Annotated in this window: 11 protein-coding genes; 3 read left to right on the top strand and 8 right to left on the bottom strand. The window is 43.2% G+C overall.

The features are described from left to right. Positions 1-154: 154 nt before the first annotated feature. Positions 155-712 carry a PhnA domain-containing protein gene (locus Q5H80_RS17990; protein WP_009845316.1) on the top strand — a complete coding sequence of 186 codons (558 nt, stop codon included), beginning with the start codon at positions 155-157 and terminating at the stop codon, positions 710-712. Between the two features lie 80 nt (positions 713-792). Here Q5H80_RS17990 and Q5H80_RS17995 read toward each other — a convergent pair whose 3' ends face one another. From Q5H80_RS17995 to Q5H80_RS18010, 4 genes are all read right to left on the bottom strand, one after another. Beyond that, on the bottom strand, positions 793-2079 hold the full coding sequence (locus Q5H80_RS17995; protein WP_304569450.1) for a DEAD/DEAH box helicase: 1287 nt from the start codon (positions 2077-2079) through the stop codon (positions 793-795). A gap of 249 nt (positions 2080-2328) precedes the next feature. Continuing rightward, entirely contained in the window at positions 2329-2517 is a 189-nt protein-coding gene (locus tag Q5H80_RS18000; protein WP_009845310.1) for a hypothetical protein, read from the bottom strand. A 313-nt stretch (positions 2518-2830) separates the two neighbouring features. Further along, a complete protein-coding gene (locus tag Q5H80_RS18005; RefSeq protein ID WP_304569451.1) occupies positions 2831-3832 on the bottom strand; it encodes a TerC/Alx family metal homeostasis membrane protein in 1002 nt (333 codons plus the stop codon). A 626-nt stretch (positions 3833-4458) separates the two neighbouring features. Next, positions 4459-6198, bottom strand: coding sequence for a bifunctional UDP-sugar hydrolase/5'-nucleotidase (locus Q5H80_RS18010; protein WP_304569452.1), 1740 nt, complete (start codon positions 6196-6198; stop codon positions 4459-4461). A gap of 238 nt (positions 6199-6436) precedes the next feature. On the opposite strand from Q5H80_RS18010, the gene Q5H80_RS18015 reads away from it, so the two are divergent. Then, complete coding sequence (locus Q5H80_RS18015) at positions 6437-8218, top strand: ATP-dependent endonuclease (protein WP_304569453.1); 1782 nt, start codon at positions 6437-6439, stop codon at positions 8216-8218. Positions 8219-8396: 178 nt separating this feature from the next. On the opposite strand, the gene Q5H80_RS18020 is transcribed toward Q5H80_RS18015, so the two are convergent. Together Q5H80_RS18020 and Q5H80_RS18025 are read right to left on the bottom strand one after the other, a co-directional pair. Continuing rightward, positions 8397-8891: a DUF1097 domain-containing protein gene (locus Q5H80_RS18020; RefSeq protein WP_304569454.1), complete on the bottom strand. Its 495-nt coding sequence runs from the start codon at positions 8889-8891 to the stop codon at positions 8397-8399. Positions 8892-9094: 203 nt separating this feature from the next. Beyond that, a complete protein-coding gene (locus tag Q5H80_RS18025; RefSeq protein ID WP_009845304.1) occupies positions 9095-10000 on the bottom strand; it encodes a LysR substrate-binding domain-containing protein in 906 nt (301 codons plus the stop codon). Between the two features lie 273 nt (positions 10001-10273). On the opposite strand from Q5H80_RS18025, the gene focA reads away from it, so the two are divergent. Next, on the top strand, positions 10274-11725 hold the full coding sequence (focA, locus tag Q5H80_RS18030; RefSeq protein WP_009845303.1) for a formate transporter FocA: 1452 nt from the start codon (positions 10274-10276) through the stop codon (positions 11723-11725). Between the two features lie 359 nt (positions 11726-12084). Here focA and Q5H80_RS18035 read toward each other — a convergent pair whose 3' ends face one another. Together Q5H80_RS18035 and Q5H80_RS18040 are read right to left on the bottom strand one after the other, a co-directional pair. Then, the gene (locus Q5H80_RS18035) at positions 12085-12654 is read right to left on the bottom strand and encodes a YceI family protein (protein WP_304569456.1); all 570 of its coding nucleotides are present in this window, start codon (positions 12652-12654) and stop codon (positions 12085-12087) included. Next, complete coding sequence (locus Q5H80_RS18040; protein ID WP_304569457.1) at positions 12651-13190, bottom strand: cytochrome b; 540 nt, start codon at positions 13188-13190, stop codon at positions 12651-12653. Before Q5H80_RS18040 ends, Q5H80_RS18035 begins: the two co-directional genes overlap by 4 nt. Between the last annotated feature and the right edge of the window lie 9 nt (positions 13191-13199).

Below are 13199 nucleotides of genomic sequence, written 5' to 3' on the forward strand. Positions count from 1 at the left end.
CATCCCTAGTTAACCGTTTGCATAAAACGTTAAAACACAAATGGTTGATCTCGGCTAAAATTAATCAAGACAGAATACCGTACGACCTCTTTCTTTATTGTAAATAAAGTGGATAATAGCCCCGTAATTAATACCTAATAAATGTGAGTCCATTATGTCTTCTGAAGCTACTATGCTAGAACGCTGCCAATCTAAATGTGAACTATGTGGTTCTGATTCTTCTCTTACTGCGTACGCAGTGCCGCCACACAGCCACGTAACAGTGGATCACGGCATCATGGTATGTGACAAATGCCTTGGTGAGATTGACGAACCTAAAGATATCAACCACTGGCGCTGCCTAAGCGACAGCATGTGGAGTCAAGAGGCACCAGTTCAAGTAACGGCATGGCGTCAACTTACTCGTCTGAACACTGAAAGCTGGGCTCAAGACGCACTAGACATGATGTACCTTGAAGAAGAAACATCAGTGTGGGCACAAATCGGCATGTCTGCTGATGATAAGCCTCTTGATGTAAACGGCGTTGAGCTTAAAAAAGGTGACGACGTAACAGTAATCAAAGACCTGCCAATCAAAGGGACTAACCAAGTGATTAAGCAAGGTACTGTTATCCGTGGCATCAGCGTTGGTGACGATCCTAAGCTTGTTTCTGGTAAAACAAACGGCGGTCAATCAATGTACGTAATCGCTGAGTTCTGCCGTAAGAAGTAACTACTTTTTACTTTCGACAGATATTATAAAGGCGCTCTATTGAGCGCCTTTCTTGTATCTACTATCTAATCATTCTTAATTTAGTTATTTCTCAACCAAACGTCTTGGTTTTTAGGTGCTTTCTTCTTTTTCTTCTTGCCTGTACCAGCCGGTGGCGCAACGGGTTTTAATGCAGCCACAAGTGCAGCGGTTGCTTCTTCATCCACTTCAAAGCCTTCGATTTGCTCACGCTCAAGACGAATTTTGTTCTTCTTCTCGATGATAGTGAAGTGATGGTAGTCTTCGTGATCGATCAAAGATAATGCTAAACCAACCTCACCTGCACGACCGCTTCGGCCAATACGGTGCATGTAGTCTGATGGACTACGTGGTAAGTCAAAGTTGATTACTACAGGAAGCTTTTCAATATCCAGACCACGAGCTGCGATGTCTGTCGCGATCAGAACGTCAATTTCGCCAGATTTAAAATCTTCTAGGATACGAGTACGTGAACCCTGACCTTTATCACCGTGGAATACTTCCGCAATGATACCGCGCTTGTAAAGCTTATCAGCCAAATGCTCACAGCTGTTTTTCGCATTCACGAAGATCAGAGCTTGTCGCCATTCGTGTTGTTGAATCAGGTGAGCTAACAAAGCTGTCTTACGGCCTTTTTCGACTTCGAATACTCGCTGAACCAGTGTGCTCGCATTGGCACTTTGAAGTTGGACTTCAATTGGGTCGTTCAGTAATTCGTGAGTCAGCGTTTTAACTTGCTCAGGGAAAGTCGCAGAGAACAACAGAGTTTGCTTTTTGCTTGGCAGAAGTTTCAAGATCGCATCAAGTTCTTCTGTAAAGCCAAGGCTCAACATACGGTCAGCTTCATCAAGCACTAACGTTTTTACTTTATCGAGTTTGATAGCGTTGCTTGAGATCAGATCAAGCAAACGACCCGGCGTTGCCACCAAGATATCTGTACCGCCACGTAGCGCTTGCATCTGAGTGTTTACCGATACACCACCGAATACACAAACGGTTTTAATTGCACCGTTGAAATGCGCTGCGTAAGACTTAACGCTATCGGCAACTTGCTTAGCAAGCTCACGTGTAGGAACCAAGATAAGGCCAGACACAAAGTTACCTTTGCCTGCTCTGCGGTCTAAAGGCGCATCTTCATGGATTTGTTGTAACAGCGGCAGTGCAAATGCTGCAGTTTTACCTGAACCCGTATTTGCACCTGCAATTAGGTCGCGTCCTGCTAACACACTTGGAATAACTTGCGCTTGGATAGGCGTTGGCTGTTGGTATTCAAGCTCGGTAAGACGAGCCATCAAAGGAGATATTAAGCCAAGATCAGAGAAGTTGGTTGGTGTTGTGGTGTTAGTCATTAATTGCAGGAACTCAAAGCTAAAATAATAGCGCGCTATATTAACGTATTTCAGCTGTATTACGTAACTAAATCGCCCCTTTCTTCCGTGTTTCAGTGATTAAGCCCCTCTAAAACACATCCAAATATGAAGTTATCTCAAGATTTGTCTTTCAGAGATAAAGTTTTCTTTCAGATACAAAAACGCCAACTTCAGAAGCTGGCGTTTTTAAATTCTATATTTCTTTAATTCTATGCGCATACGCTCAAATTAACGGTTGATACCGATATCGCGTTGCATGTGACCAGATAAGTCGCTTGAGTAGTAACTGCGTGGAGAGTTGTCTACAAAAAGAATATCGAAAATGTGTGCAATCAATCCTTTGAAGTTAACCGAGTAGGTCTTCTTATCCATAGAGTTAGGAACAGCGATAGTATTCATTTGCATTGCTTGAGCCATGATTGCCTCTCTATAAATTTGTTTAAGTGGTTCGTTCTGATGACAAGAATAATAGGTGATTTTTTACACGTTAAAAAATGACTAAATTTGGACATTCAGATTAGTTTTTCTAATAAAACAAACCGTTAACAATGCATGGAAATACATATTCACAAATGGTGACTATAAATTCACAATGGCGTTAAAATCATGCATTTAGTACAAATACCCTTCAAATCACAGTGGCCAATGTCACAGAAATTTTACATAAATAAATTTCCCACTTCATCGGCCACGTACCGATTATAAACTTTTCGATAAGTTATATTTGTTTCTAATTCACTTGTTCAATGCCTGGCTTCTTCGCATAAATCGACGCTATAACCGCAACCGTCATGGTAGAAATCAGCACCGCCAACGACCAATACGTCGGGATAGCCCATTCGCTATCAACCAGTAGCATTTTTACACCAATGAAGACCATGATGAATGCCAGTGCAGGCTTCAAATAAATGAACTTATCCATCATGCCTTGCAGTACAAAGTACAAAGAACGGAGACCAAGTAACGCAAATACGTTTGCAGCAAGTACTAAGAAAGGTTCTTGTGTTACCGCAAAGATCGCAGGAATAGAATCCAATGCAAACATCACATCCATAACTGCAATCGCACCGATCACCAACATCATTGGAGTGAATGCCCATTTTGCACCCTGTTTAACCATTAATGCAGGACCATGAAAATCCTCTGTTACCGGCATCACTTTACGAAGTAACTTCTCCGGTAGTGTATTTACACTTTCCTCTTCGCCCTTGTCTAACGCCAGTTTAATACCTGTACCAATCAAGAACGCAGCAAACACGTAAAGCACCCAGTGGTATTCAGCCAACAGCTGTGCACCTAGTGCGATCATAATTGCACGAAGTACCAATGCACCGATTACGCCCCAAAGAAGCGCACGTGGTCTTAGATGCTCAGGAACTTGGTATTGAGCAAAAATCATCGCGAAAACAAATAGGTTGTCTACACTGAGTGATTTTTCTAGCAAGTAACCCGTAATGAATGACACGGTTGCTTTTTGCGCTGTGTAGTCACTATTCGGCGCATAAATGTCCCAGAATAAGTAAATAGAACCAGCAAACAAAAATGCAAGTACAAACCAAAAAACACTCCAGACCGCCGCTTTTTTAATTGTGACGTTCCCACCACGAGTCTGATAGATATCAATAGAGACGAGAATCACTGTTAGCAGGAAAAAACCCGCATAAGTCGTCATGATTGGCGATGAAAAAAAGGATTCACTATTTGTAGATAATAGAGATTGAGTTGAGTTCATTATTCCTCCGGGCGGAAGAACTTTACAAAGACCTTCCGCAAACAAAACATATCAAGTTCCACGACGGATCTTGACTGTGATTGCGTTGGTCTCGTTGAAGTGAAATACGGGATTTCACCTTTACATACCGGATAGGCTCTTAGCCTAACGAGATGACGACATGTAAACTTGCGCTAACTACTCCCCAAACGCGTGGATAATATTCCCCTATTTGTGTTTCGTCTATTAAAATTTGCACTAGAAATACAAAAAAGGAGCAAATGCTCCTTTCTTATTGATGCCACCCTGTCGAATAGACACTCGAATTGATTCTAAGAATAAATCCGCTAACCAAATTCACGATGGCACTGCTTAGTTACACTGCAAAACGATCAAGTAATAATTCTGCGCAAATTACAATCTTGCGTAAATTACAATCTTGCGTAAATTACAATCCTGCAGTCGGTATCAAATACACTAACGCAGACCAAACCGATACCCAACCAACCACCGCTACTGCATCTAACCAATCTTTCTTATCCATGCTTATCTCCACAAGAAGTGTGACCTGCAGGAATAAAGCATAAACAGTGCCAAATTTATAAACAGCTAGAACTAATAATGTTAAGTGCAAGCATTGGCGCTAGTTATCTAAAACACTCCATGCAATTCAGCGGTTCATTGTGTTTAAGAGACTCTGGGTATTCTTGTAGAAACTCGATAAAACAGTCTGCCATTGAATCGGTCGTCACCACGCCATCACCTATCATATCTAAGACGGCGTTATAACCCTCTTTTCCTTTCATGGTGTAGGCTGACGACGCGCCTCGGTAAATACTGTCACGCACAACAGCTTGCCAACCCGATGATTCAGAGTGAATTTCTAAATGGTGAATCCTATGCCCTATAGGCGCTTCTTTATGGTAACAGAACCTTAGATTATGAGTATAAGGGAAGCTACCTGAACCCGTGCCCACAACACCATTATCCAATGCATTGTTGATTGCTCCTTCGAGCATGCTTGCGATCGTTTCACCTTTTACTTCATACACACCAATGGGTACGGCAAACGGTAGTAGTTTTCCGGCAATATCGGCAACGGATACATCACCACTATTGAGTGAATTTCGCACTCCACCAGAGTTGTGGATAGCGAATTCAACTTGATGTCCTTTCTTATTCATCAAGTAGTGAAATGATTGAGCAACCAAGGGCGCTAGTTGGCTCGGGCCTTTCTCGTCCGGGATACGTATGTGGCGCAGTGTTGTGTCTGCATGAGCAATAACTTGTTGTTGAAGTTTTCGAACTCTCGGCTGGTATTTATCCGTCAGAATGCTCTGCAGCTCAGGATCTTTTTTACACACTGCAATATTAGGGTGATTGTTTAAAAACTCACACGCCATGTCGTGGGCATCGTCTTGCCCGACTTCACTCAATTTCGCGTCTATAAACAGTCGACGGCCTAACAGCAGTTCATTCTTACCGTTAAAGTGAGTCACTTTGCCTTCAGCATCGAACTCGATTTCGCAGTGTCCTAGGCTCATGGCGTGGAAACCCGCTTGCACAATATAGGTGTCACCGACTTTCACACCGTAGTCATCGTCTTTGACTAAGCCGATATCAGAGAAGTCGCCTTGCAAACGGTGGCTATGCCCTCCAACAATGACGCCAATACCTGAAACGTTGGCCGCTAGCTCTAAATCAGCTTCGTAACCAAGGTGGCTAAGCAACACAATCTTGTTGATGCCAGCCTGATGAATCTGTTCTATCGTAGTTCTTGCGGTTTCTATTGCATTTTCAAACGGAGTATCGATATCAGGGTTAGCAATGCCAGCCATTTTGTCGATACTTAAGCCAAATATTGCGACCTTCTCGCCATCAAACTCTTTCGTTATAAACGAAGCACTTCGTGTTTCAGTTAGATAAGGCTTAACAATTTCGTTGTCCGCTAACGTATGAGTTTTATTGATATCCTCATTCGATAGATTCCAGTTACCGGCCAACAATGGAAATTTAATTATTTTAGCGAAAATCGCAACGGGCTCGTTACCCATGTCTAACTCATGATTACCGAGTGTCATGGCATCTATATTAAGGGCATTCAACAAATCTGCGTTGGCTTTTCCCTTGAATAAGGAGAAGTACAAAGTGCCTTGAAAGCAGTCACCAGCATGCAGGAACAGGGTTCCAACCTTCTGACGCTGGGCATCTTGTTCTATTTGTTTGAAACGTGTTGAAATTCGAGCAAAGCCACCAGCGCTCACATAAGGTTCTATGATGTGGTTGTTCATTTTAAGTGATAGCTGTAATGAGGTTGGTTCAAAGTATGAGTGGGTGTCGTTGATGTGTGCCAACACTATTTTTGTCGGCTTATTCTTTTTAGTCATATTTTCTTCTCTCTTTGTCCCTTCATACTAGGTCGAGAATCATGACAGAATCGTGAATTTTATGAAACTGCACTGCAAAAAAATACTCGAGATAGATCAAAAATCTCGTTTTGCAGCGTATTAATAAACAGCGGATTTTGTGACAGGTGAACATACCAGATTGGTATTTTTCGATTATGATTAAAGATATCTGTTAGCTTTCAAACAATTAGCAGAGCCTTCCGTTAGGAGTAAGCCTATGCAACTAGAAAGAATCGAGATTTCTGGCTTTCGGGGTATTAAGCGCATGTCTCTTGCGTTTGACGAGCTAACCACGCTGATTGGTGAAAATACTTGGGGTAAGTCTTCATTATTGGATGCCCTTTCCGTCGTTCTCCCATCCGACGGTGTCCCTTATCACTTCGAAATGACTGATTTTCATGTTGATTACTCGGTTTCACATCCACAGTCTCAACACCTTCAAATTGTTCTCGCATTAAAAGCCAACGATAAAAGTGAGCTAAATGCAGGACGTTATCGCAAACTCAAACCGGTGTGGGTTCAAGACGAGTTTGGTGTTTTTCGTATCTATTATCGAATCAGTGCCACATTAGAACAGTATGAAACGACCACACACTATGCATTTTTGGGGTTGGACGGAAACCCTCTCAAGCTTCATCACTCAGAAAAGCTCGCTCAAGAATTAATGACCTTACACCCTGTGATTCGTTTAAGAGATGCAAGGCACTTCGACCGCCCTTTCAACGGCAATTCCCTTAACCACAATGCTCACCTACCGGGTAATGTTCACACTAACACTGTTCATACTAGTAACGGTCACGCTAATAATGTGAATGGAAATGGTAACGGCCAGAGTCAAACAACCAATGGTAATGGCAGCAATGGAAACGGCAATAACGGAAATGGGCGTCAGGCAAGGATAGAAAAGCGCATCGACAACACCTGCCGTCGCCTTATGGCGATACCCGGACATGTTAATAAAGGTGAAATGCGCAGTAGTCTTGAGTCGATGCAAAGCTTAATAGAACACTACTTCTCATTTAAGAGTGTCTCACGTAAAAACCCGAGAAAACCGCGTGATGGGTTACTTTACTCAGCTGGTGCGAACGACAAAAGCATTCATCAATTGGTCGAAGAGACCAAAAACAAACAAACTCGCTTATTATTCATGGGGTTACTTAATGCCTATTTGCAAGCAAAAGGGCCAAATGACTTAAGAAGATGTGCTCGCCCTCTTTTGATCCTTGAGGATCCAGAAGGTCGATTACACCCAACGCACTTGGCAAGGGCTTGGAGCTTGATGCAAAAGCTGCCCATGCAGAAAATCCTGACCACCAACAGTGGCGATCTACTTGCTGCTGTGCCACTTCAATCGATTCGTCGTTTGGTACGTCAGTCGGATAAAACCATTGCCAACCAACTCAACATGAACCACTTCAGCAAAGATGAACTTCGTCGAATTGGTTTTCATATTCGTTTCCACCGTTCCGGTGCTCTGTATGCTCGTTGTTGGTTGTTAGTAGAAGGTGAGACCGAAGTATGGTTGTTTAACGAGTTAGCCAATCAATGTGGGTATAACCTTGCTGCGGAAGGTGTGCAAATTATTGAGTTCGCTCAATCAGGACTCAAGGCACTGATCAAAGTCGCGCAAGAGTTTGGAATAGATTGGCATGTTGTCACCGATGGCGATGCTGCCGGTAAAAAGTATGCCGCAACCGTGTTATCTAAACTTGGAAACGATCAAGAGCGACACCGCCTCACAGAACTGCCTGATAGAGACATCGAGCACTACTTGTACATGAATGGTTTTGAGAACTTTTTCAGAGACATGGTTAAGATTCCTTATGATCACCCTATTCCAGCGAAAAAAGTTGTGGCTAAAGTTCTCAAGAAACACGCAAAACCAGACCTGGCTTTAGCGATCGTGTCTCATTGTGAGAATCAAGGACAAGACTGTATTCCATTGTTGTTGAGATGGACTTTGAAACGCGTGATCACCATGGCAAACGGAAATACCTAGCTTCTTGCTTATCTGATAAGTGCTATTAGTTCTTCTGTTGATAATTTCTTGAATTGATTAAAGAACCAAAACCAAAAAAGGCACACCAAGTGGTGTGCCTGTATAAATCGATATACAAATTAATTGGGGGTTATCTTGCAAGAGTTCACAGTGACTAAACTAAGGTTAGGTTAACGAATTAAGCCTTCGCTTGCTTAGCGTGTTGTTCAACCGCTTCCGAAGATTGGGTCGATTTTTCGTGAAGCCATAGCCCCGTTGCTTTCATCAAGTATCCAAAGACACCACCAAGCAGTAAAGATGGCACGACAAGTTGCCAATCACCGCCTGCAGCAAACGTCGCACAGCAACCAATGAAGGTGCCTGGGATATAACCTAACCACGCTTGTTTGGCTTGAATACACATAAAGAAAGCCACAATAGCAGTAATCATATAGCCTAAAATCTCTAACCCTGCGAAGGTTGAGATTTCGATAATCACCATTGCCCAGAATACACCTGTCATGTTGGTCAGTAAGCTGCCTGCTAGTCCTTTAACACCGCCCGTTGGCGAAGCAAAATAACTGGTGCAACCTAAGAAACCGGCCCATGACAGCAAGCCGAAAGAGATAGCTATCCATCCCCATAGACCTGACAAAATACCTGTTGTTAATGAAATCGCGACTAATGTACTCATACTATTTCTAAAGCCTAATTACGAAATTCATCGCACCGGATTTAGCCTCACTTAAAATCAAGTAAACATATTATGGGAAGAACGCCTTCTTTTGGCCGATCATGATCACATTAATAATGTACGCGGATGTGCATTTATCACCAGTTGGAGACCGGTATCGCTTATTCAACACAATAGGTTATCAGTGGTTTATCGAATATCTGCTAAAGAACCGACGGCTTACCTTTCATCATGCGCTTGCCTTCTCGCTTAATACATTCAGCCAGTGGGTTTTCTGCCATATCCGCACGCCAAATAAACGAAAGCGTACGTTCCATTTCAAGCTCAGGAACATTCAAAGTAACGAGCTGGCCAGATTCAACAAACTGCTCGACATCGAGATAAGGTAAACACGTCAAATATGGGCCGTTTGCAACCAAACTTCTTAAAACAGGAACGTGTTCATATTCTCGCCAAACATCAAGATCACCAATTAAATGATGAATAGAGCTATCAAAAACTTTGCGGGTACCTGAACCATGTTCACGCAATACCCACTTCGCTTGTTCTAGTTGCGCCAAACTGACACGTTCACGCTTTGCAAATGGGTGGTGAGCCGATGCAACCACCGTTAAATGGTCGGTACACCACACTTCTTGATGAACTCGGTTATCGTCACAGCGACCTTCGATAACGCCAAGGTCATATTGGTAATCTAATACGCCATCTATAACCGCATCGGTACTTTGTACCCCAAGCGAGATTCGCATCTCAGGAAAGTCGTTATCAATAATACTGATGAGGTCAGGAACCAGGTGTTCTGCCGGGGTTTGGCTCGCACCGAGTTTGAGCTCTCCACTCAATAAATGTTGCTCGTAAAATCCCATCTCAATTTGTTGTGCATCTTGCAGTAAACGCTTCGCTTTTGGCCTCAGCCACATGCCCCAATGAGTGAGCGCCATTTGCTTGCCCTGCCTTTCAAACAAAGGCCTGCCGAGCATTTTTTCCAACTGTGCAAGAGACATACTTGTCGCCGACTGAGTCAATGCAAGCCTATCAGCTGCCTGACTTACGCTTCCCGAATCTGCTACCGCGTCAAAGACGGCGAGTTGCTTTAATGAATAACGCAAAATCTATCCTTAATTCTTTTAATAACTTGTGTCCTGTTGCTCGTTTTTTGTTAAGCCGATGAGCAATCAATTTCATTCTACGCCTAACCCAAGCTATATCAATAAATTTGATGTGGTTTCTAAAAATTATCAATTTTACCTCTACCCTTCAACACCCTAATCTGGAATGGCAGGACACAACGAGCCCTGCAAAACATTACTGATTAACCATTACGGATTAACCAAGTTACTAAGACTAGGAATTACACATGACGGATTGTTCAAGGGGGGGATATGGCAACCAGCACTTCTGAAAATCAGCAACTGTTCTCACCAACAGAAATGATGGCGGAAGCCGAGAAGTTTGCATTAAGCAAAGCAAACAAAACCAGCAGCATGACATTGAGTTTGGCAATCATGGCTGGCGCATTCATCGGGCTTGCTTTTTTATTCTACATCACGGTGACCACAGGTAGCGCTGATGCAGGATGGGGGTTAAGTCGTTTAGCCGGTGGTCTTGCATTCAGCATGGGGTTAATCCTGATTGTGATTTGCGGTGGCGAGCTATTTACCAGTTCGGTGTTATCAAGCATCTCATGGGCTAACAAGCAAATCACCTTCACCAAGATGCTGTCTATTTGGGGCAAGGTATATGTAGGCAACTTTATCGGTGCCATGTTCCTACTAGCTTTGGTAAGCGCAGCAGGCTTATATCAACTGGATGGCGGGCAATGGGGCTTAAACGCTCTTAACATTGCTCAACACAAGCTACATCACAGCCCTGTTCAAGCGTTTGCTTTGGGTGTGCTTTGTAACTTGCTGGTGTGTTTAGCTATTTGGTTAACGTTCAGCTCTGCTAACGCCATGACCAAAGCAATGATGACCGTGTTACCCGTTGCGATGTTCGTTAGCTCAGGCTTTGAACACTGTGTGGCGAATATGTTCATGGTTCCACTAGGCATCACGATTCAAGCATTCGCACCAGAGAGTTTTTGGATGCAAATTGGCGCAACATCAGCCCAATACGCAGACCTAAACATCATGAAATTTGTCACCGCAAACTTAATACCAGTGACATTCGGCAACATTGTAGGTGGTGCGGTATTGGTCGGCTTAGCCAATTGGAGTATCTACCGTCGCCCGCAGCTTAAAGCAGCAAAAATTACAGCAATAACTCAAACAACAGAAATTACGTCAGTTAAGGAAACCACTATGAACACTACAACTACTATCAAGCAAATCATGAACACTCAACCAATTACACTGAGCGTAGAAATGCCTACTTCAGTGGCGATTGATTCACTTTTAGATGCTCAACTTGTTAGCGCTCCTGTTTGCGATGTTGAAGGCCGCCTAGTAGGTATCCTCTCTGTTCACGACGTAATGGTTGACCTTTGGTGCCAAGACTACATTCCGACTAAAGGTCAAAAAGTGGTAGACCTAATGAGCCGTGACGTAGTGGCTATTGATGCAAACGACAAACTGGTCGATGTTGCTGAGTTCCTATGTATCGATAAAGAACAACTGTACCCGACAACAAGCATGGGCTACGCCACTCGCCTGACTTCTCTTTCTTTAGAAGAGCGTGCAAAAGCGATGAAAGTAAGCCAACCACATATGCTTCCAGTGCTAGAAAATGGCGTAATGGTCGGCGTGATGACTCGCACTGAAGTTATGCAAGCACTACGTCCAATCTATGGCGACCGCCTAAACGTGGTTCCAAAGGCTGAACTAGAAACGGCTTAACTAGCGACTGTTTACAAAGCAAGCGTTTCATTAGAAACAAAGTAACGAATCGTAGGCTGAACTATTAGGGATTAGTAGTTCAGCTTGATAACTCAGTCATAGCAACGTTGACTGGCTAGAAGTACATGGAGGCTTAAAACGCAACTCAAGATTTGACACAAAACAGATCTAAACGCGTGACCATTTACCTCAATAAAAAAGGCGCAAAGTGAAAACTTTGCGCCTTTCTCTATATTCTAGCTGCTTTGCTACTTTCCATATTACTAAGTAACCGGCTAACAGCTGCCCTATCTCGTATCGATTAGGATTTTGATCTTTCTAAATATGTTGATAGCAATCAGCGATTATTGATAACTAGATTACTTCTTTACACCTTCAACGTGTAGATCCATGTCTACGTAGCTTGAAGCACCCATTACTGGAATGTTGAAGTCAGCAAGCTCTAGACGAGTTGTACCTACGAAACCAGCACGTTCACCGCCCCATGGGTCTTGGCCAGCACCGATGAATTCAGCTTCGATAACGATAGGCTTAGTTACGCCGTGAAGTTTAAGGTCACCCATAACTTCAAGTTTACCGTCGCCTTTATCAACCACTTTTGTGCTATTGAAAGTCGCATCAGAGAACTTACCTGCATCGATGAAGTCTCCGCTACGGATGTGCTTGTCACGCTCTGCGTGGTTTGAATCAAGGCTAGTTGTATCAACCGTTACGCTGATTTTAGACGCTTCAACGTTGCTCTCATCAAATGAGAAGTCACCTGAGAATGTGTTAAAACGACCTTGGATAAAGCTGTAACCAAGGTGGCTAACTTTGAAGTTAACTGAAGCATGCGCACCTTTTGTATCAATCACGTAATCAGCGGCGTTCGCAGCGAAAGGCATTGCCATAGCAAATGCTAATCCTGTAGCGATAATTGACTTTTTCATTTTGAAGCTCCTATCATTTTTCGTAGCGTATCGTCTTTGTCGATAACGTGGTGTTTTATCGCCGCTAAGGCGTGCACTGATGCCATAATGATCAGTACCCATGCAGCATAGTAGTGAACCGTTCCTGCGAGATCAGATTGGTTTGCAAATAGTTCACCCATACTTGGTACAGTGAACCAATTGAATACCTCGATCCCACGGCCATCTGATGTCGAAATCAAATAACCAGAAATAAATAAAACCGCTAAGTTAATGTACATAAAGCCGTGAGCGATCTTAGCTGCTGCGACTTCATAGCTTTTACCTTCGACTTTAGGTGACGCGGTAACTAGTTTCCAAAGTAAGCGGATAACGGTAACGGCAGCCAAAAGAATGCCTACCGAACGGTGGTAGTCTGGTGCTGTTTTGTACCACTCACTATAGTAAGAAAGATCAACCATCCATAGGCCTACACCAAATAAGCCAAATATTGCGAGTGCTGAGATCCAATGCATTGCTCTTGCTAAAGGATTGTAATTTTTGACGTTGTTGTTCATGCATCTCTT

The organism is Vibrio sp. SNU_ST1 (genome assembly GCF_030563405.1).
Classification (GTDB): domain Bacteria; phylum Pseudomonadota; class Gammaproteobacteria; order Enterobacterales; family Vibrionaceae; genus Vibrio.